This is a genomic window from Streptomyces sp. 5K101 (genome assembly GCF_046506645.1).
Classification (GTDB): domain Bacteria; phylum Actinomycetota; class Actinomycetes; order Streptomycetales; family Streptomycetaceae; genus Streptomyces.
In genome coordinates, this window is record NZ_JBKFFO010000040.1 from 1 (window position 1) to 19472 (window position 19472).

Sequence of the window (19472 nt, forward strand, 5' to 3'; positions counted from 1 at the left end):
TACAGGGCCACGGCATCGGCCTTGAACTCGTCCGAGTAGTCCTTCATCGCCATCGGCGGTGTTCTCGCTTCCTCCGGATCAAGCAGATCCAGTATCAGCGTGTCCACCACTCAGGGGGAGGCCCCGTGGTCGCGAGGACGAAATGTGTCTGTCGAGCTCAGAGAGAAGCGGCCCGCCAGGCAAGCTGGCGGGCCGTCACACTGATGGTTACTTCGTTCGATTCAACTTCCTCCTGTGGCGCCGCTCGTTAAACGCCGTCAGAGTGAAGAGAGTGGCGAATGCTGAAAACACGATCAGTATGTCTTCTATGGCGAGATCGGACACGGTTCCAAATAGGAGTGTAAAGATCGTTCCGCCGATCATTCCCGCCATGACAGGGTGATCCGCAGACCATTGTTGTGTCCCATCGCGCACCGAGGCACGTTCCACTACGATTTTCCCTATTCCAGCGGAAGCACCTACTCCACCGGGCGAGAGCTCAGTGTTATGGCTCCCCCCGCTCGGGCAGCTTCAATGAGGGACATGACTTGCGTCGTGTCCACGTCCAGCCACACCTCTCCTGTTTCCTCCACAACTCCGAAGACCTGCCGATCATCGACGTAGGCGTCGCAGTTGATTACTCGATGGGCTAGCAAAGTGAACGCAGTGCGCTGCGTCGGCTCCGCGACATCAAGTCGACGGGCCATGTACTTGTCTCGCTTAAGGCGGAAGAACCCCCGACGACGTTCCGTGCCCGCTTCTTCAGCGTCAGCTGCGGCGCGAAGTGATGCAAACGCGGCGGCCGCTTCAGTGTCGGTGATGGGTTCGTCACTGTATAGATCAATGAAGATTTGCGCATTCATGTCTTGCAGCTTTTGCGCTACCAACTGCAAGAAGGCACTCATGTCACTTCGCCTACCGGCAGAGATGATCAGCACGGCAGCCTCCTCTCTTGAGGGCGTGTAAGCCGGGTGGAGAGCCGGGAAAGGCTCTCCACCCAGCACACTAAGGGTTAGTTCGGTGCGGCTACCATCGAGGTCCTCTGTTCGAGGACCATCGGCGCGTGAACCACCTGCGATGCTTCATCGCCAAGTGGCGGCCGAGGTGACGGAATCCAGTCGAAACCCTGTAGTGACGTCGGGATCCAGCTTTATTGAAGTGCCACCCGTGCGACTTGTCCCACTCGATGCGGTTCTGATGGTTGCCCCAGCGAAGCCCCGGCCTTCCATCGCGCATCACCCAATTGTCGTTCTTCCTGCGGAACCACATCCATTTGGTGGGCGTACGTTTGAAGAAGCCACGCACGGCTTGCCAACCCCTTTGGACGAAGCCCCATCGCTGCCCGTCCAGGTCGTACTGGTTGATGGGGTCGCCGGGATAGCCGTAGGCGTTGGCTCCTCCGCCATAGACCGGGTCGGCGGAGAGGAAGCGGCCGGTGACCGGGTTGTAGAGGCGTACGCCCATGAGGGTGAGGCCAGTGAGTGTTTCGGTCGAGCGCTGTTTGGCGCCGAGCCAGTTGTAGCGGGTGGCGGGCTGGCCGGTGCGGGGGTTGCCGTACTCGTCGGAGTCGAGGACGAGGGGTGCGTCGGCCGGATCCACGGGGAGCTGGACGGCGATGTCGCCGTGGACGGTGGTCAGCTGCAGGACCGTGTCGCCGGTGGCCGAGGTGACCGCAGCCAGGTCTCCGCCGAGGGATTCGACGTTGCGGGTCAGGGCGCCGGTGGTGGTGTCCTCGGTGATCCAGCGCGGGTTGTCGCCGTCGCCGTCGTAGTGATTGACCTTCGCCTGGTCCTGCAGCCAGGTGCCCGCGGAGTCGGTTTCGACGGTCCAGGAGCGCAGGCGCTGGTTGGCGTCGAGCTGCCAGGTCTGGCGGCGTCCGGCGGCGGTCTGCTGGTGGACGAGGTCGTTGGCGTAGTAGCCGATGGCGCTGCCGGGCAGTGCGGTGGCGCGGCCGAAGGCGTCGTAGGTGTAGCCGCTGGTGGTGAGGCGGTCGGCGCTGTCGTAGGTGTAGCCGGTGGGGCTTCCTGCGACGGTGGGGTGGGCAGCTCGGTGGGGTTGGAGCCGCCGCCGGTGATGGTGCCGGCCGGTCCGGTGGAACACACCAGGTCCGCCCACTCGGGGCGGCCCGCGCACGAGCCGGTGCCGGTGGCCGACCAGTAGGTGGTCACGCGGGTGGCGGCGTCGGTGCCGGTGGCGCCGGACGGGATCTGCTTGGTGATCCTGCCCTGGGCGTCGTACTCGGTGGTGGTCAGGGCGAGCCCTGTGGGGTCCTGGATGGACTTGACCGGCAGGCCCTTGGCCCAGTCGTAGACGTTCTGGAGGACCCGGGTGTTGGCGTGGGTGCCGGGGTGGCCCAGCAGCTGGGCGCCGCTGGTCACCTTGGTGACCTGGTCCTCGACCTTGGCGGTGCCGTCCGTGGGACGTCCGACGTCGTACTCGTTGACGGTCCAGGAACGGGCTGCTAGCGACGAGCCGGCCGGGAAGGTGGTGCCGCCGGAGGTCACCTCCTCGGTCAGCGTGATCCGCTGGAGCGGTCCGAGTTCCTCCAGTTCCCGGGTTCCGGTGGTGTTGAACACGGAGCGGGTCGCCAGGAGTTCCGCCCGGTCCGCGGTTGCCAGGTCGGCGATGCCGAGGTCGGCGAGCACGGTGCGGTCGGCCGCGGTGGCGCCGAGGGCGATGGCGCGGTTGCCCGCGGACAGCTCGCGGACGGTGTTGCCGTGGCTGTCGTACTCGGTGCTGGTGATGTGGCCGCCGGGGGTGGCGCTGTTGACCTCGCGGCCGGAGGCGTTGGTGTAGGTGAGGCCGGCTCGCTTGTAGTCGCCGGCCGTCAGCTGGGACCCGGCGTTGCCAGCGGGGACGGCGTCGGCGGGGAAGACCGCGGTCGCGTCGGTGGGGGCGTCGCTTTGGCCCCACTGCTTCACGTCCGCGATGCCCATCTGGTACGGGGCGCCAGCGCCGGTCAGCGGCACGTCGTAGACGACGCTGGTGGCAGCGGTGCCTTCGGTGACGTCGGCGGTGCCCTGCTTCAGACCCGGGCGGGATGCCTTGAGGAGCATGCCGTCACCAGCGGTGGCGGCGTTACCGACCTTGCCGTAGGTGAAGGTCCACGGCAGCTGCCCGCCGGTGGTGAGCTCCGTGATGCGGCCTGCGGAGTCGTAGGCGTACTCGACGCCGGTGCTTTGCGCCAGGGTGGGGTTCCACTGCTGGCGGAGTTTGCCGCTGGTGTCGTAGCGGTAGGTCGCCACGGACTTGGAGGTAGCCGCTGTGGCCCCCGGTTCGGTGGACCACAGCCGGATCTCCTTCACCTGTCCCGTGTAGTCACCGAAGGCGTCCGCTGTCGCGGTCGTGGTGGTGGCGTAGACGAACTCCATCGCCCGGCAGCCCGGGGTCGCCGGGGTGGCGGTGCAGGTGGCCGCACTGGCCGCAGAGGTGGGGGCGATGATCCGCTTGGGCCGGGCCAGCACCTTGCCGTCGACGGTGACCGTCTCGGAGACCACCGTGGTGGTGGAGTTGATCTGGCCGTCGATGGCGGTGGTCGCCACCTGCCAGCTCGTGGCCGCCGCGTCGGGCTTGGTGAACACCGTGACGGTGCCCTCGGTGTCCTTCAGCGTGAATGATCCGGTCAGCGAGCCGGTCAGCGTCAGGTCCTCAGCTCCGGGTTCCGCCTTCCAGCCTCCGCCGGAGGTGGCGGTGAAGCCGAGCTCCTCGCCGTCGATGTCGACCAACCGAGGTGGCCGAGGTCTTGCGCAGCGATGCCCAGTCCGACTCGGTGAGCTCGGCGACGGTGCCGGAGGTCCACTGCGGGCCGAAGATCGCCGCCTGGCCGTCCTGCTCGGCCCCCTTGCCCGGACTGCGCGAGGACGCGGTGCGGGAGACCGAAAGGTCGAATGCGGAGGCATCGGTGGCCGACAGGGTGTAGTCACCGGTCAGCGTGTTGACCGAACCCGGTCCGACGCCTTCCGACGGCGCGATGCCGGCTTCCCGGTCGAGAGTGACGGTGGAGGCCGGGGAGGCGTCGGTAGCTGTGCCGTCGGTGAAGACTGCCCGTACGTCCACTGGGCCGTCCGTGGCCAGGGTGTCGGTGATGTTCCACGTCAGCGCGGCGGGAAGACCGTTGCTGACGGCGGTGGGCCAGGACTGCAGCACCGAGCCGTCGGCCTTGACGCGCACGTCCGCGGCCGGAATGTTCTTCCAGGCATCGGTCTCGCCACGCCGGTACTGGTACGTGACGCCGGTATAGGTGGTCTTGCCCTGGGCTGTCAGCTCCGCACGGCGGGCGGGCCGGTCACCGGCGCTCGGGCTGGTCAGCGCCGCGCCGGAACCGGCGTAGAAGACGTAGGTCTTGTCCGCGGACGTGTTGCCGGCCGCGTCCCGGGTGTGCGCGGTGACCGTGTGCTGGCCGCCTGTGAAGGTCAGCGTCTTCGTCACAGCGGACCCGGTGGTCGCAACTGTCGTCCAGGCGCCGCTGTCCAGCTTGTACTGGATGTCTTTCACATCGCTGCTGGGCGGGGTGAAGGTGAACTCGCCGGAGAAGTTGCCTGAACCGTCTGGTGTGCCGGACCAGGCGCCTGCCGGGTAGGCGGTCGAGGAGACCGTGGTCGTGGCTGGGGCGATGGTATCAACTGTGAAGTTCTGCCAGGCGGACCAGGTTCCGTTCCACGTGGTGCCGTCATACACCGCGGCGCGCCACTTGTAGGCGCCGGGTGCGAGGGCGGTCGTGGGCGTCCACGGCGCGTTGGTGCCCGAGGCGACGAACGCGGAGGTGCCGGACTGCAGCGCAGCGGTGCCGGTGGATGTCCAGATCTCATAGGAGAGGCGGACGGTGTTGCCGTCGGCGTCGGTTTGCCTTGCCGGTGATGGTCGGCGTGGTGTCGCTCGTGGAGGCACCGGACAGCGGAGAGATGGGAGTGGCTGCCCCGGGCTTGGTGTTGTAGGTGACCGAGACGTAGGGGGTGTTCGTCGCGGCGTTGCCCGAGTTGAACCGCTTCCACCCATAGGGGTCGGTCTCGTCCGTGGCCCGGATGCCCATGGCATTGGAACCGTTGCCGTTGGCGGCCCACGCGGCGGCCAGCGAGGTGATGTCCGTGTTCACCCAGCCGTCGGCGCACGTCGACGAGTAGCCCTTAATCGAGGTGGATGAGGCCCACTTTTTGTTCCAGCTGGGCTGGGCTGTCCAGCGTGTGCTGGTGGAGGCCATGGAGGTGTCCCACACCTCCCACGACTTCGCCGTGCACGACCAGGAGTGGAAGTTCCACAGGTTCAGCTTCGCCGACAGGATCTGCTTGCCCGTGATCGACGACATCGGGAAGTGCAGGAAGGAACGCGCCACCTGCCCCGAGCCGTTGTTGCCGAGCTTCAGCTCCGTGGCCGCCGACTGGTCTGTGGTGTAGCCCTGCTGCACAAACGTGTCGAAGTTGGCGCCGATGTTCACCGCCGGGTCGACAGTTACCGGGAAGGCGGTCTTCGGGTCGTCAAGGAACGCCTGGTCCGGCGTCAGCGTCAGATCGACGTTGTCGCCGTCCTGGGTGACCGTCAGCCCCACCTTCGCGGTGTTCGGGTGCTCGCCCGACCGCGGGTCGACGGTCGCGTCCCACATCACCGGGGAGGGCAGCAGGCCGGCCGGCTTGCCGGTTTCCGTGTCCATGAAGGTGACGGAGTCATCGGCGTTCTCCACCGCCTTCAGACCCTTGGCGTTGAGCGTGAGGGTGACCGAGCCGTTCGCGTCGATCGCGGTGCGGTCCTTCAGCTCAAGGAACTGCTCGAACCCGGTACGCGTCGACTCGATGACGAGATCGGTGTTCGTGAGCGCGTTCGCATACCGCGCAGTGGTGCCCTCAACGGCCGGAGCGGGCAGTGCGCCTCGCCACGACACGGTCATCTGCTTGCCGTCGCCGTCGTCCAGGGTCACCAGCGGCACCGCCGGCGTCTCTGGGGCACCCGGCTCGGTCCCCGCGGCCTCGATCTTCGAGGCGGTGGCCGCCGACGTCTTGCCCGCCAGCGTCAGACCCAGCGGATGCGAGGCAGCCTCGACAGAGCCGTCCGTCTGCGGGATCAGGTCCGCGTCGATGTGCCGCCAGTCACCGGCGTTATCCTCGAAGCGAATCGGCCCGGCCGCAGCTTCCACGGTGGTCGAACCGTCCGGGTTCAGCCACACCGTCGCGTACTCGGTACGGGCGGAAAGGTCTTCTATTCGCCGGTTCTGCAGGCGTGCCATCAGTGCCGCAGACGCGGCGTCACGCGCCTGCGCCGGCCCCAAGGTGGGGCTTTCGGCAACGGCCCGCGGCACGTCGGCGGTGAGCGCCACCGCCTGCCCCGTCTCAGCGATCACCAGCGCGGACTCGAAAGCCAGCACCATGGTAACGACTGCGGCTGTCTGCCGCAGTCTTCGAGCTCTGGAGAGTCTCGCCGACGGTGAGCGCCGGAGCTTCCTCCCAAAGGTCATCCACGTATGAACTCCTGCGTTCAGCGAGGCCAGGACGGCCTCAAACGCGCTGATCGTCACACCAGCACACCGGGCAGGACCCGGTGTCCGGCAAGGCGGTCACTCAAGAACTGGCCAGAGAGAGGTAAAGGAATAGCAAAGACACCGTATTGGTGGTTGAACAGCTCTAAGACGTCGTCTCATTTGGGGTGCTGGGTAGTCTGCACGGCGTGGTGATAGTTGAGCGCTTGGTGCCGGACGAGTTGTGGGAGCTGTTCGAGCGGGTGGTTCCGCCTGCTCCATCGCGGCCGCAGGGTGGCGGTCGGCGGCGGTATGGGGATCGCGAGGTGCTGGCCGCGATCATCTTCGTGGCCACGACGGGCTGCACCTGGCGGCAGCTGCCGCCGGTCTTCGGCCCGTCGGGGCCGACCGCGCACCGGCGCTTCACCGAGTGGACCGCCGCCAGGGTCTGGGCGAAGCTGCACCGCCTCATCCTCGACCGCGAACCTGCACGACAGCCAGGCGCTCGAGCCGCTCGTGCGCGGTATCCCGCCGATCCGCTCCCGCCGCGGCCCGCGCAGACGACGACCCGCCAAGCTGCACGCGGACAAGGGCTATGACTACGACCACCTGCGCCGATGGCTACGCAAGCGAGGCATCCGGCACCGCATCGCCCGCAAGGGCATCGAGTCCTCCACCCGGCTGGGCCGGCATCGCTGGACGATCGAGCGCACGATGTCCTGGCTGGGCGGCTGCCGCCGCTTGCACCGCCGCTACGAACGCAAGCCCGAACACTTCCTGGCCTTCACCGCCATCGCCTGCAGCCTCATCTGCTACCGCAGACTCACCAAATGAGACGACGTCTTAGCGGGTCCGGGAAGGGCGAGGCGGCATTCGCCTATCAGATGTCCCGGTGGCCACACGTATCCACGGCCCGCCCTCAAGCCGCAAGAAATCGCTCCGGATCCGGTACTCCCGAACTCCAGGCCTGTGTCCTGCCGGCTGGTCCCCGCGACGGTGACAGCAGCGTCCGTGACCGACCGCGAGAGCTGAGCGAGCCGTGCGGGCCTTGCCAGTCGATCAGAGGGCGTGCCGTACGAAGGGAGAGTTCCACGGCTCGACCTGTCCGCTCGACAGACGGCGTCCCTGCGCCATGGGCCACCGACCGCTGCCTCCGCGACCTCACGGGGAGGAGGAGTATCCGCTGGAGGCGACCCATTGTCGGGTGAGGTGGGTGAAAGCCCGGGCGGCAGCGCTTTGGTAGGAGCCCGAGCGGCAGAGCAGAGTGACAGTGCGCTCGGGCAGGGGCGGGTCGAGGGGGACGGCACGCAGATGCGGGTGATCCCGGGCGATGGCCTCGGGCAGCACAGATGCCAGAGGGGTGCGCTGGATCATTTCGGCGACGGCATTGACCGAGTTGGCTTCCATCGCGATGCGCGGTGTGGTGCGGTGCTGATCGAAGTAGGTGTCGATGTGCCTGCGGGTGGCAAAGTCGCTGCTGAGCAGGGCCAGGGGGCGGCCTTCCAGTTCTCGCACGGGTAGTGGGTCTGTCCGGTCGGCGTAGGGGTGGTGGGTGCCGACGACGAGGCTGAGGGCTTCGGTGAACAAGTCGTCCGTGGTGATGCCGGGCAGGTGGGCACCGCGAAAGGCGATCCCGAGGTCGAGGTCATCGGCAAGGAGGGCGGACTCGATGCGGTCCTGCGTCATCTCCCTGATGCTCAGGGTGATGTCGGGATGACGGACGTGGAACTGTCCGGTGAGGGGGCCGATGAGGTAGGCGGTGAAGGTGGGGGTGACCGCCAGGCGCAGACTGCCGCGGGAGAGGTCGGCCACGTCGTGAACGGCGCGTTCAGCAGCGGCGAGTTCCTGCAGGGCGCGACGGGCGTAGTGGACGTAGGTCTCGCCGGCGTCGGTGAGGCGCACGGCACGACCCGTACGGTCAAGCAACTGCGTGCCCATCAGGCGTTCCATCTGTCTGACCTGCTGGGACAGGGTCGGCTGGGAGATGTGCAGGACTTCGGCGGCGCGGGTGAAGCTGCCTTGTTCGGCGACGGCGAGCAGATAGCGCAGATGACGTAGTTCGAAGCCCATGACATCACTATAGATGAGGCCAATAGATCTTATATTCAGGGCGTCTTGGACTCTATAAGCACAGTTCATGCATGGTGGATTTCGTCAACCCGCACCAGTCGGGCACTGGCCGAAAGGAGTGATCATGCAAGACCTCGCCGAGGGAGTCGCACATTTCCAGCGGGGCGTCTTCCCCGCCCGGGCGGCGCACTTTCAGCACCTGGCCACCACGCACCGGCCCAGCACCCTGTTCATCAGCTGCTCCGACGCCCGCGTCATACCGGAGCTGATCACACAGAGCGAGCCGGGCGAGCTGTTCGTCATCCGGACGGCCGGAAACCTGGTGCCCGCCTACACCCCGAACGCTGATGGGATCGCGGCGAGCATCGAGTACGCCGTCGCCGTCTTGGGCGTGTCCGACATCGTCGTCTGCGGGCATTCGGCCTGTGGCGCGATGACCGCCCTGGCGGACGAGCACGACCTCGCCGCCCTGCCGGCCGTCGCCCACTGGCTGCGGCACGCGGAGGCCTCCCGGGTCCGCACGGCCTGTGCCGAGCCCGGCGAGGACAAGGTGAGCGTCCTGGTACGGAACAACGTGATCGCTCAGCTGGCAAACCTGGCAACGCACCCCAGCGTCGTCCGGGCACTGGCGGCGAAGACCCTCACGCTGCGCGGCTGGGTCTACGACATCCCCACCGGCGCGGTCGACCAGCTCGACCCGGTCACGGGTTGCTCCGCCGCCCTCGCGGCCTGAGCTGCCCTGGCCCTTTCGTCCAGGCCGCCGTCCGGCGGCCTGATCCCCTGACCGTATGACTCCGCTGAGCTCGCTGTAGGGCGGGCCGGCATGTTGGAAAGGAACACCCTCATGGTGCACGCTCAGTTCGACCCTGCCGCCCGGCAGGCCCTGGCCGCTGTGGTTGTCGAGGCCAAGACGCGCAAGGACCTGACCTGGCAGCAGCTCGCCGACGCCAGCGGCCTGTCGGTCGCCTTCACCACCGCCGCGCTTCTGGGTCAGCATCCCCTGCCGGAGGCCGCCGCCAGGGCGGTCGCCGAACTGCTGGAACTGGATGAGGAGGCGGCCGTACTGCTTCAGGCCATCCCGACCCGGGGATCCATTCCCGGCGGCGTCCCGACCGACCCGACGATCTACCGTTTCTACGAGATCGTCCAGATCTACGGCACCACGCTCAAGGCCCTGGTCCACGAGCAGTTCGGCGACGGCATCATCAGCGCGATCAACTTCAAGCTCGACGTCAAGAAGGTCGCCGACCCCGAGGGCGGCGAGCGCGCGGTGATCACCCTGGACGGCAAGTACCTGCCCACCAAGCCCTTCTGACCCAGCCGTCCGCCGTGCCGGCGACCGCTGCCGATAAGGCGCCTGGGCCGGCACGCCGATTCGCTTCGGGCGACCAGGGCCACCATTACAGGGCTCCCCCGCCGCTTCCCGCGCCCCCAGCACGACATGGGGTCGCGGTGAGGCGGCGGGGCCTTGCGCTCGCTTGGGCCACGGGATCAGTCAGAACGACATCAGAGTGCGGCGTCCAGTTGGCCGAGGCGGGCGGTGAGCCTGAGGTTCTCGCTGTAGTCGACGGGGCAGGTGATGACGGAGACTCCGGGGTCGTCCAGTGCTGTTCGCAGCGTGGGCAGCAGTTCCTCTGCGTCGGCAATCCGGTATCCCGTGGCTCCGAAGCTCTCCGCGTAGCGGACGATGTCGGGATTGCCGAAGGCGGTGGCGTGGTGTTCGCCGAGCGTCAGGTCCATCTTCCACTCGATGAGCCCGTAGCCGTTGTCCTCCCAGATCAGCACGGTAAGCGGGATGGCTTCGCGGACGGCAGTTTCGATCTCCTGGGAGTGCATGAGGAACGAACCGTCGCCGACCGCGGCCAGCACCTTGACGTCCGGTTGGGCCAGGGCCACGGCGAGCGCTCCGGGCAGTGCGAAGCCCATTGCGGACAGGCCGTTGGAGATCAGGCAGGTGTTGGGCGCGTACGTGGGGTACAGCCGCGCCATCCACATCTTCAGGGCGCCGGTGTCGACGAGTACGACATCGTCGCGCCCCAGAGCAGCGCGGGTGTCGGCAACGATGCGCTGCGGTGCGAGCGGGTACCGGCCGTCGGCACGTCCGCGATCCAGCTCGCCTTGCACCATTTCGCGGCACCTGGCCGGGGCCGGCCCGCGGAAGCGGTCGGAGACGGCGGCCGACAGCGCGTCCAGGGACTGCGAGATGTCGCCGATGATGCCAAGGTCGATCGAGTAGTGCGCGTCGACCTCAGCGGGGAAGCGGTGCACGTGGATGATTTTCTTGTCACGTTGGGGGTTGATCCGGGCGGGGTCGAACTCCTGCAGTTCATAGCCGACGGCGATGATCAGGTCGGCCGCGTCGAAACCGAAGTTGGTGTAGTCGCGGCGCATGAAGCCGATCGAGCCCATGGAGTTGATGAGGTCGTCGGCAATGACTCCCTTGCCATGGAAGGTGGTTGCCACCGGCAGTCCGAGGGAGCCGGCGAAAGCGGTGAGCGATGTGGCCGCGGCGTTGCGGGCGGCGCCGTGGCCGGCCAGCACGATGGGGTGGCGAGCGTTGCGCAGGAGTGCTGCGGCGCGGGCGATCTGGCCCGGCGACGGCGCCTCGGCGCGCACCACGTAGCGAGGCAGAGGTTGCAGCTCGGCGGCGGCGGGCGCGGCGTCGACGTCCTCGGGTACCGCCAGGTACACCGCGCCGGGCCGCTCGGTTTCGGCGGTCTTGAACGCGCGGCGCAGCATTTCGGGGATCGCGCTCGCGCTGGGGACGCTGGCCGACCACTTGGTGATGGGAGCGAACATGTTGACCAGGTCAACGAACTGGTGGGTTTCCTTGTAGTTGCGGTTGTGGCCGACCTGCGCTGACAGGGCAACCAAGGGGGTGCTGTTGGTCATGGCGTCGGCGACACCGAGCTGAAGGTTGATGGCTCCCGGGCCGAGCGTGGCCGAGACGACCCCGGCCGTACCGGTGACCCGGCCGTACATCTCGGCCATGAACGAGGCGGCCTGTTCGTGGCGGGTCAGGATGTATCGGATGCCGGAGCGTGCCAGGGCGAGGGTCAGGTGAAGGTTCTCCTCTCCGGGAAGGCCGAAGACGACGCGGACACCTTCGTTCTCCAGGCAGCGGACCAGCAGTTTCGCTGCGCTGTGCCGATCTCGGTCTGAGGATGCGCTGGGCCCGGTCATGGCACGCCGCCTTCCCTGGGGTCCGTATCCACGCTACGCCTCCCTCCGGGTCCGGACCCACCGCAGTCGCGTGGGGGACCGCGTCGGCTGGCCGGGGGGCACTCCGAGTCCGTCACACCGTGATCACCGGCGCCTAGAGCATGGCGTGCGAGGTGGCCGATGCGAGGCCGGCGCTGCCCTGCGTTCTGGTGGCTGTGGACCACCATGCTCGTCGAACCGACTCGGCGGCTTCGTAGTGGTCCTCCTGTCGCTCTATCTGACGCTGGAACGGGGCTGTTCGGCATCTTTCGCCGGTTTCGTCGCAGCGGTCTGCGGCGTCGGCGGCGCCGTGGCGCGGTCGTCGGTGGCGTGCTCGCGGACCGCCTGGGCAGGCGGGGTGTCCCTGTTGGCCTGGCCGATGGGATCGCCGAACTCGTCGCCGAGGTGGGTACGTTGTGGCACAAGCGGCACCACGCCAGGCTTCCCGGCGCCGCCGTACGGATCTGGAATGGGAGTTCATCGAGCGCTGCCTGCCGATCGGCAGGTTCGCCCCCGTACCTCGAGCGGTCACCGCGGCGGTTCGAGGGGTTGGTCTGTCGGTGAAGACGGGCGGCAGTGGCGGGAGATGCCGGGCGAGTTCGGTGCCTGGCCGACCGTCCACAACCGATTCCGGCAATGGAGAGACGCCGACGTCCTCGAAGCCAGCTGGAGGGGCTGATCGCTGAAGCGAAGCGGGGTGAGGTGGGCTTGTCCCTGGTCACTGGTGCGACGAGGACGGGAAACCGCCCAGGAGGGCCAGCTTCGGTGCGCCAAGCTCAACGGTTTCCCGGTAGGACACCCGGTATCCAGTTACGTCGATGGTGCGAAAGCTGAGGGTCATGGCCATTCACTCATTGCTGTGCCCTGCTCAGGCGCCGTCATGGGCATCTTGGGACGTGCGGTGGTTTCAGGCGAGGGGGAGGTCGTGCCCGGGGCCGCGCTCGCTGTCGGGGCGGGGGCCGAAGTAGCGGCGGTCTTCCTCGTTGATGGGCAGGTCGTTGATGCTGGCCTCGCGGCGGCGCATCAGACCGTTGTCGGCGAACTCCCACAGTTCGTTGCCGTAGGAGCGGAACCACTGGCCTTCGGCGTTGTGCCATTCGTACTGGAAGCGGACGGCCATCCGGTTGCCACGGAAGCCCCACAGGCTCTTGCGCAGGACGTAGTCGAGTTCGTGTTCCCACTTGGCGGTGAGGAACTCGGTGATCTCTTCGCGGCCGGTGACGAGGGCATCGCGGCTACGCCAGGCGGAGTCCTCGGTGCAGGCGAGGGCGACCTGACGCGGGTCGCGGGTGTTCCAGGCGTCTTCGGAGGCTTGGACCTGGGCGAGGGCGCTGTCGATGTCGAACGGAGGGAAGAGCGGGCGGCTGTCGGTCATGGCGGGGCGGTCCTTCATTGTGCGGTGGGCTGGTCGGTCAGCGGCGGGTTGTCGGGGGCTGCGGTAACTGTGTCGGCCTGGAGCGGCAGCAGGCGGCCGGCCACGAGATGGCGGAGGGTGAAGTGGACGCGGCGGCCGGTGCGGTCGTCGTCGCCGGGGATGCCCGTGCGGGTCCATTCCAGGGCGGCCCGACCGGACAGGTGCAGGGTGCGGCCGGTGGTGAAGTCGCAGAAGAGCAGGGCGGCGGTGGGGTCGGCCTGAAGATTGCCGAGGGTGTTGAACATGTTGTTGCCCCAATAGTCGGGCCACCACAGTCGTCCGTCCTCGACGCGGACGAATCCGGGAGGACCGCCGCGGTGTGAGGCGTCGTTGCCGCGGGCGGGGTGGGTGGTACCGATCAGGAAGGTGTCGGACCGGCGGATCAGGCCGATGTCGCTGGCGGCGAGGGTGTCGGCGCTCCGGACCCGCTCCCCGCGAGGGATACCCGCGGGCGTGGCGTGGAGTTGCCGGCTCTGGATGTACTGGGGGCAGTTGCCGTATGCCTGCTCCACGTCGATGCGCAGGCCGTCGCTGCCGGTGGCTGAGAGGGTGCCGTTGATCCGCAGGCGTCTGCGGGTGGCGAACTCGACGACGATCAGCCCGACCTGCTGGGCCGCCGGTAGGTGATGCAGTGGGTCGCCTTCGGCGGGCAGTGCCCGCACGGCGAGGGCTGCCGACGAGGCGACGTGGAGGAACCCGGGCGGGCCGGTGAGCGGGGAGACCCACAGCGTGCCGTCCATGGCGCGGGCGGTGATCGCGGCGAAGGTCCGCTCGGCCAGGAATCGGGCCACGCCGCCGCGCAGCTGGGCGGGGGCCAGCATGCCGGAGAGCCGTGCCGCGTCCCTGGTTACCCCTGCCTGACGCTGGACGGCCAGCTCGCCCTCGTGGAAGCCCACCGGGGTGCTACGCGCCGGGTCTGTCATCGTTCTTCCTTCCACGGGCGGTCGGGGATGCCGCCGACCGGCGGGTGAGGGGGCCGCCGGCCTGGCCCCGGTCGGGGGGTGGGGCCGGGCCGGCGGGGCGGGTGCGGGTCAGACCGCGGAGCGCGGCGTGACCACGGGCCAGTCGTTGTCGACCTTGGCGAGGTTGAAGTGGTTCGTCAGGACGTTCAGGGCCAGGTGGCCGACGACCTCGCCGATCTCGGCGTCCGAGGCACCCGCGTCGCGCTCGGCCTGCAAGGGCGCCGTCGTCGACACGGCCGTGACCGCGGGCGACGGCGTAGCTGCCGACGCGGCGAGCACGCCACGGTCGCGTCCGCACGCGGTCAGCGCGCCCGTTCGGCGCGGAAGAGGGTGACGGCGACGGCGGCGGCGGGCAATGCAGTGGCGCCGAAGGCAGTGAGCGCGACGGTGAACCCGGCCGTGAGCAGGGCCTGGAAGGCGAGGCTGCCCAGGCCAAAGCCGGTGAAGAGGGCGAAGACGTTCAGGCGCATGGCCTGGCCGCGGGGGCCGGGCAGGTCGGTGACAATGCCGCCCAGGGGTCTTCAGGCGCTTCGACCGACTGGCCCGCCCGGGCTGTCGCGCCTCGACGGCCCGCTGCTGGCCGAGGCCACAGGCTTCGCTGCGAGAGCCAGAGGGCGGGCCTGAAGGGACGGTGACAGTCTCGCCCCACTCCCTCAGGCCTGTCCTCTGTCGGGCGCACGCACCACGCCGCGTCCGCTCTCCGATCGACGGCCACCCGGCAGGCTCTCAACCGGGTGGCCGGCCCGGATCCACGGCGCGGGGGCGGCCGGTCAGAGACCGAGGTCGCTCAGGCCGGGGTGGTCGTCGGGGCGGCGTCCGAGGGGCCAGTGAAACTTGCGCTCCGATTCCTTGATGGGGAGTTCGTTGATGGCGGCGTAGCGGTGGTGCATCAGGCCGTTGTCGTCGAACTCCCAGTTCTCGTTGCCGTAGGCACGGAACCAGTTGCCCGAATCGTCGTGGTACTCGTAGGCGAAGCGCACGCCGATGCGGTTGCCGTCGAAGGCCCACAGTTCCTTGATGAGCCGGTAGTCCAGCTCCCGGTTCCACTTGCGGGTGAGGAAGGCGACGATCTCGTCGTAGCCGGTGGCGAACTCCGCGCGGTTGCGCCAGTAGGAGTCCGGGGTGTAGGCGAGGGCGACCTTTTCCGGGTTGCGGGAGTTCCAGCCGTCTTCCGCCAGGCGGACTTTCTGGATGGCGGTCTCCCGGGTGTACGGCGGGAACGGGGGGCGCGGTTCGTGACTCATGTCGCTTCCTTCGGTTGTACTCGGGCCCACGCAAGGAGGTGGGTGCCCTCGACGGCAACCGCATCGCGGCAGTCGACCGACCAGGCAGAGAACGAGCGTTCTCCATGCCCTCCACGATAGTAGAACGTTGGTTCTCGCGCAAGCTGCTGAATTCGATTGCGTGATTCCGATCCGCACGATGTCCAGCCCAGTTCTCGTCCTGGGCCTGCCCTGAACAGGCCCCGGCCTCGGCCCTGGTTGCCTGGACGGGCACGATCGGCGACTGCTACGAGGGGTCCCATACCGGCTCCTCAGAGTTGAGCGGTGCGGAGGTGTCCGCGGGCCCGGCGAGCGGTGACGCAGCGTGTCCGTAGCCGTTGTTTGTCGGCATTGCGAAAGCCGAACGCCGCGCGGGCGACACGCTTGATCACACGGTTGATGCCTTCGCTCCTGGCGTTGCTGTCCGGTGTCGACGAATGCGGCGGTCTCGGGCCATCAGCGGTCGACGGTGACGGCGAGCGGCCGCATCTCGGGGATGTCGGAATCCGCGCACCATGTGAGGAACTTCCAGCGGGGTTGGCCGACTTGGTTCCGGTCGGCGCCAGTTCTGGCCAGAGCGAGGAGGCTGCGCAGGTTCTCCTTGGCGATCCACGTCCTCAGCAGGGTCTACCCGATTGCCCCTCGCGGAGCGCGTTCCACATCGTCGCGAACTGCTCGTCAGTGAGGTCCTCACGGCTGCGCAGCAGGCGCCGGCGGGCCGACCACTCCCCATCGGTGGCTCGTCCGCGTCGGCTGCGGACCTCGGCAGTTCGCCAGCTGCACCACGTGGAAGTGGTCGATCACGACCCTGGTATGCGGCAGGCCGGTGCGGATCGCGGCGCGGTAGGTGGCGGACACGCCGATGGCGACGTGTGTGATGCTCTTTCTCCAGGTCAGCGGGGCGGTGGCGAGCCAGGCCAGCACGTCGGCGACGCTGCGGTCCTCGACCTGGCCCAGCAGCCCGCCCGCCCCGAGGGCGTCGATGAAGCCGGTGTGCCACCGATCGCGTGCCCCGCCCGTCTGCCGGTGTCAGGGTCTTGTTCCCAGCGCGGCTTGCCCCGGCGGGTCTCACCGATGCCCAGCACGTCGACCCCGGCGAGGTGCGTCGACGACCTCACGGGCCTGGTCGCGGAAGGCATGCGTTCGGTCGGCCAGGACAGGTGCAGATCCCGGGCGGCCTGGACGACGGTGGAACCCGGCGTCGCGTATCCGGCGTTCGGCCGCGACCCGCAGTCGCATGGTCATCCGCGCGCCGGCCGGTAGCTGCGGGTCCTGCTCGGTGGACGACCGGCGCGGGCAGAGCCAGAAGCCCCTACCGAGGACCAGCCTCACGTGCGCCCTGCTCACTGGGTGGCACCCCGGAGGGAACGGAAGCGGGGCTGTGAGTGAAGGCGACGGCGTGCTCAGGCAGCGGTGACCACGTCTGCGTGAGCGGCCCGCAGCAGGGTGCGGGCGGCGTCCTTGGCGTGACGGGCGGGCTCTGGAGACCCGGAGATGGGCGCTGTGGTCATCGCGCCCTCGGCGAGGAGGACGAGCTGGTCGGTCAGCCACGCGGGCGCGTCCGCGGCGGCCACGAGATCGGCAAGATATCGCCGGAAGGCATCCTTGTGGGCCTTCGCGATGTCGGCCACGGTCTGGGACGTCGCCCCCAGCTCCCCGAAGGAGTTGATGAAGCCGCAGCCGCGGAACCCCTGCTCGCTGAACCAGAGGAACAGCCAGTCGAAGACCGCCAGAATCCGCTGCTCGGGTGAGTCGTAGGTATCCACGTGCTGGGCAAGATCGCGGAGCCACCTTGCGTCCCGCCGCCTCAGGTACGCCTCGACCAGGGTGTCCTTGGAAGGGAAGGTCTGGTACAGGCGCTTGAGGGGCACGCCGGAGGCGGTGCGGATCGCATCCATTCCCACCGACTGAATGCCTCGGCCGTAGAACAGTTCCTCGGCAGCGTCAAGGATCCGCTGCTCGGTCGTCTCGGGTTCCACTTCGCTCACCCATTCTCGAAAACGGTCGTTCTCCTACGGTACAGCCACCCGGTCGCACGGCATATTCCCGGGCGCGGGCCGGCCAGACGCCGTATGCGCCTGCCCGGATCGGGGCCGGGCGTTTTGCCCGCTGCCCACTCAAGCGAGCGCAAGGTCTGCCTGGGGCTGCTCAGCCGGTGCGGTGGCGACGCGGAGGCCGGCGCGGTCCCGCCGGTGATCCCGTTCCTCGAGTGTTTCGGTCCAGTCCGCCAGGAGTTCGACGATGCCCGCGCCGCGGCCGTGCTCATCAGGGGCACCGGTGCAGCGAGGGTGGGGCGAGGGCGCCGTGGCGCCGGAGTCGGCAACCTCGATACGCACGGCGCGGCCTTCGAACGTGAGGCTCACGATCATGTCGGCCCGTCCGTGCTGGGCCGCGTTCCCCGCAAGCTCGCTGACGATCAGCAGGACGGAGTCCCGATCCTCCGGGACGACGTCCCATCGGGCGAGCAGGGATGCGGCGAAGTGGCGGGCGGCGTGTGCCCAGCGCTCCTCGGCGGGAAGGGCGATCATGCCGTGCCGGTGCATGCCCGTACGGGCATGGGCCAGCGCCGGGGTCACGGGGGCCGGCCGGGGCTGCTCGCCGGACAAGGGCAGCGCCATCGGCGGGGGTCGCATTGCGGTGTGCGAGAGAGTCATGGGATCACCCACCTGAACTTTCCGAGCCCGCATCAACAGGCTCGTGTTCTGCAGCTTCTCTGCCCTCGGCCGTGGATTGGGCCGGCGTCAGGGCCCAGGCGGCGGTCCTGCGGCACTCGCGGCGACCGAACCGGCAATCCGTCCGGCCAGCGATGACAGTGTCGTGAGCCTCCAGCTGAGAACGATCGTTCTATTGATTGAGACCAGCCTATAGAACGGTCGTTCTCGGCGCAAGAGGGATGCGCTGAACTGCCGAAAATCCGGAGCACCGCCCCACGCTTACCGCAGGTGAGAGGGTCTTCAGGGCCCGCTAAGGACTCCTGAGCCCAAAGCCCTCCAGGTACGCGGCGGCCTCTGCCGCAGGTACGGCCTCACGCACGAACGGCCGCGCCGTGGATCCGGCGTCGGGCCCGGATCCACGGCGCGGGGGCGGCCGGTCAGAGACCGAGGTCGCTCAGGCCGGGGTGGTCGTCGGGGCGGCGTCCGAGGGGCCAGTGGAACTTGCGCTCCGACTCCTTGATGGGGAGTTCGTTGATGGCGGCGTAGCGGTGGTGCATCAGGCCGTTGTCGTCGAACTCCCAGTTCTCGTTGCCGTAGGCACGGAACCAGTTGCCCGAATCGTCGTGGTACTCGTAGGCGAAGCGCACGCCGATGCGGTTGCCGTCGAAGGCCCACAGTTCCTTGATGAGCCGGTAGTCCAGCTCCCGGTTCCACTTGCGGGTGAGGAAGGCGACGATCTCGTCGTAGCCGGTGGCGAACTCCGCGCGGTTGCGCCAGTAGGAGTCCACCGTATAGGCGAGGGCGACCTTTTCCGGGTTGCGGGAGTTCCAGCCGTCTTCCGCCAGGCGGACTTTCTGGATGGCGGTCTCCCGGGTGAACGGCGGGAACGGGGGGCGCGGTTCGTGACTCATGTCGCTTCCTTCGGGTCTGTCGGTATCGCCGCTGGCGGGGTGTGGGTTCCGTTGGCGTGGGTGCACCGTCGCGAGAACGAACGTTCTCACCGGCAGGCAAAACCGTACGGGAACGATGGTTCTCGCGCAAGACCTCCAGGACCACGACCTGGCAACCCTCTCCCTGACGGCCATCGCGCGCAGACGCCTCGCCCGGTGGAGCGGCGCATCCGGGGCAAGCCACTGTGGACAGGCTTGAGGTGAGGGAGTCGAAGACCGGGCCCGTGAACTCGCAGTCGCCCTACACGCCACCCTGCACGGAAGCCTGGCGCCGCTCACCCTCGCGACGCCTGCCGCTTCCTGACCAGCCGCCTTCAGGACTCCAAGGTCATCTCGTGGCGGCTTTTGGGCCAGACCGGTGCTGCTTAGGACGCCGCGGCCGCGCGCAGTTGGCGTCAGCGGGCCTGGTTCAGTGGGCGGTTCGTGAGTATATGAGTTGTTCTGGTGTCGCCTGATGGTGTGGACGGAGGCGGAACGTGCCGGTCCGATGCCGGTGGCCTGCTGGAATCGGTGGGGTGAGTGAACGCAAGCCGTACCA

The 19472-nt window shown here is 68.2% G+C and carries 17 protein-coding genes and 2 pseudogenes; 4 read left to right on the forward strand and 15 right to left on the reverse strand.

Going from position 1 to position 19472, the window contains the following annotated elements; all coding sequences use genetic code 11:
* Window positions 1–458 precede the first annotated feature (458 nt).
* On the reverse strand, window positions 459–917 hold the full coding sequence (locus ACLB9X_RS33340) for a hypothetical protein (protein WP_410364170.1): 459 nt from the start codon (window positions 915–917) through the stop codon (window positions 459–461).
* 298 nt (window positions 918–1215) lie between these two features.
* Window positions 1216–6334, reverse strand: a pseudogene (locus tag ACLB9X_RS33345) (DNRLRE domain-containing protein); the annotation flags it as partial.
* A gap of 302 nt (window positions 6335–6636) precedes the next feature.
* Here ACLB9X_RS33345 and ACLB9X_RS33350 point away from each other — a divergent pair.
* Window positions 6637–7255 (forward strand): annotated as a pseudogene (locus tag ACLB9X_RS33350) (IS5 family transposase).
* A gap of 327 nt (window positions 7256–7582) precedes the next feature.
* Here the strand turns inward: ACLB9X_RS33350 and cynR are convergent.
* Entirely contained in the window at window positions 7583–8491 is a 909-nt protein-coding gene (gene cynR / locus ACLB9X_RS33355; protein ID WP_410364171.1) for a transcriptional regulator CynR, read from the reverse strand.
* 124 nt (window positions 8492–8615) lie between these two features.
* Here cynR and ACLB9X_RS33360 point away from each other — a divergent pair, with 124 nt between their 5' ends.
* Window positions 8616–9224 (forward strand): carbonic anhydrase, encoded by a 609-nt coding sequence (locus ACLB9X_RS33360; RefSeq protein WP_401481498.1) that lies wholly within the window; start codon window positions 8616–8618, stop codon window positions 9222–9224.
* A gap of 111 nt (window positions 9225–9335) precedes the next feature.
* Window positions 9336–9806 (forward strand): cyanase, encoded by a 471-nt coding sequence (cynS, locus tag ACLB9X_RS33365; RefSeq protein ID WP_142270050.1) that lies wholly within the window; start codon window positions 9336–9338, stop codon window positions 9804–9806.
* Window positions 9807–9997: 191 nt separating this feature from the next.
* Here the strand turns inward: cynS and ACLB9X_RS33370 are convergent, their stop codons facing one another.
* Window positions 9998–11674: an acetolactate synthase large subunit gene (locus ACLB9X_RS33370; protein ID WP_410364172.1), complete on the reverse strand. Its 1677-nt coding sequence runs from the start codon at window positions 11672–11674 to the stop codon at window positions 9998–10000.
* Window positions 11675–11926: 252 nt separating this feature from the next.
* The gene (locus ACLB9X_RS33375) at window positions 11927–12115 is read right to left on the reverse strand and encodes a hypothetical protein (RefSeq protein WP_410364173.1); all 189 of its coding nucleotides are present in this window, start codon (window positions 12113–12115) and stop codon (window positions 11927–11929) included.
* 46 nt (window positions 12116–12161) lie between these two features.
* Between ACLB9X_RS33375 and ACLB9X_RS33380 the strand changes: the two genes are divergently transcribed.
* Window positions 12162–12371 carry a transposase gene (locus tag ACLB9X_RS33380; protein WP_410364174.1) on the forward strand — a complete coding sequence of 70 codons (210 nt, stop codon included), beginning with the start codon at window positions 12162–12164 and terminating at the stop codon, window positions 12369–12371.
* 228 nt (window positions 12372–12599) lie between these two features.
* On the opposite strand, the gene ACLB9X_RS33385 is transcribed toward ACLB9X_RS33380, so the two are convergent.
* The 10 genes from ACLB9X_RS33385 to ACLB9X_RS33430 form a co-directional block, all read right to left on the reverse strand.
* Window positions 12600–13067 carry a DUF1348 family protein gene (locus ACLB9X_RS33385; RefSeq protein ID WP_410364176.1) on the reverse strand — a complete coding sequence of 156 codons (468 nt, stop codon included), beginning with the start codon at window positions 13065–13067 and terminating at the stop codon, window positions 12600–12602.
* A 14-nt stretch (window positions 13068–13081) separates the two neighbouring features.
* Window positions 13082–14029 carry a pyridoxamine 5'-phosphate oxidase family protein gene (locus tag ACLB9X_RS33390; protein WP_410364178.1) on the reverse strand — a complete coding sequence of 316 codons (948 nt, stop codon included), beginning with the start codon at window positions 14027–14029 and terminating at the stop codon, window positions 13082–13084.
* A 108-nt stretch (window positions 14030–14137) separates the two neighbouring features.
* Window positions 14138–14302 carry a hypothetical protein gene (locus tag ACLB9X_RS33395; protein WP_410364179.1) on the reverse strand — a complete coding sequence of 55 codons (165 nt, stop codon included), beginning with the start codon at window positions 14300–14302 and terminating at the stop codon, window positions 14138–14140.
* 68 nt (window positions 14303–14370) lie between these two features.
* The gene (locus ACLB9X_RS33400; RefSeq protein ID WP_410364180.1) at window positions 14371–14538 is read right to left on the reverse strand and encodes a hypothetical protein; all 168 of its coding nucleotides are present in this window, start codon (window positions 14536–14538) and stop codon (window positions 14371–14373) included.
* Window positions 14539–14838: 300 nt separating this feature from the next.
* Window positions 14839–15312, reverse strand: a complete 474-nt coding sequence (locus ACLB9X_RS33405) for a DUF1348 family protein (protein WP_410364181.1) — start codon at window positions 15310–15312, stop codon at window positions 14839–14841.
* A gap of 290 nt (window positions 15313–15602) precedes the next feature.
* A complete protein-coding gene (locus ACLB9X_RS33410; protein WP_410364184.1) occupies window positions 15603–15896 on the reverse strand; it encodes a transposase in 294 nt (97 codons plus the stop codon).
* Between the two features lie 124 nt (window positions 15897–16020).
* A complete protein-coding gene (locus ACLB9X_RS33415; protein WP_410364185.1) occupies window positions 16021–16314 on the reverse strand; it encodes a transposase in 294 nt (97 codons plus the stop codon).
* Window positions 16315–16733: 419 nt separating this feature from the next.
* Window positions 16734–17309 carry a TetR/AcrR family transcriptional regulator gene (locus ACLB9X_RS33420; protein WP_410364186.1) on the reverse strand — a complete coding sequence of 192 codons (576 nt, stop codon included), beginning with the start codon at window positions 17307–17309 and terminating at the stop codon, window positions 16734–16736.
* Window positions 17310–17447: 138 nt separating this feature from the next.
* Entirely contained in the window at window positions 17448–17984 is a 537-nt protein-coding gene (locus tag ACLB9X_RS33425) for an ATP-binding protein (protein ID WP_410364182.1), read from the reverse strand.
* 437 nt (window positions 17985–18421) lie between these two features.
* Window positions 18422–18895 (reverse strand): DUF1348 family protein, encoded by a 474-nt coding sequence (locus tag ACLB9X_RS33430; protein ID WP_410364183.1) that lies wholly within the window; start codon window positions 18893–18895, stop codon window positions 18422–18424.
* Between the last annotated feature and the right edge of the window lie 577 nt (window positions 18896–19472).

Coding starts and splice junctions, on each gene's coding strand:
- cynR (WP_410364171.1), bottom strand. CDS start 8,491: ATGGGCTTCGAACTACGTCATCTGCGCTATCTGCTCGCCGTCGCCGAA.
- ACLB9X_RS33360 (WP_401481498.1), top strand. CDS start 8,616: ATGCAAGACCTCGCCGAGGGAGTCGCACATTTCCAGCGGGGCGTCTTC.
- ACLB9X_RS33405 (WP_410364181.1), bottom strand. CDS start 15,312: ATGAGTCACGAACCGCGCCCCCCGTTCCCGCCGTACACCCGGGAGACC.
- ACLB9X_RS33400 (WP_410364180.1), bottom strand. CDS start 14,538: ATGCGCCTGAACGTCTTCGCCCTCTTCACCGGCTTTGGCCTGGGCAGC.
- ACLB9X_RS33385 (WP_410364176.1), bottom strand. CDS start 13,067: ATGACCGACAGCCGCCCGCTCTTCCCTCCGTTCGACATCGACAGCGCC.
- ACLB9X_RS33390 (WP_410364178.1), bottom strand. CDS start 14,029: ATGACAGACCCGGCGCGTAGCACCCCGGTGGGCTTCCACGAGGGCGAG.
- cynS (WP_142270050.1), top strand. CDS start 9,336: ATGGTGCACGCTCAGTTCGACCCTGCCGCCCGGCAGGCCCTGGCCGCT.
- ACLB9X_RS33370 (WP_410364172.1), bottom strand. CDS start 11,674: ATGACCGGGCCCAGCGCATCCTCAGACCGAGATCGGCACAGCGCAGCG.
- ACLB9X_RS33380 (WP_410364174.1), top strand. CDS start 12,162: ATGGGAGTTCATCGAGCGCTGCCTGCCGATCGGCAGGTTCGCCCCCGT.
- ACLB9X_RS33425 (WP_410364182.1), bottom strand. CDS start 17,984: ATGACTCTCTCGCACACCGCAATGCGACCCCCGCCGATGGCGCTGCCC.
- ACLB9X_RS33430 (WP_410364183.1), bottom strand. CDS start 18,895: ATGAGTCACGAACCGCGCCCCCCGTTCCCGCCGTTCACCCGGGAGACC.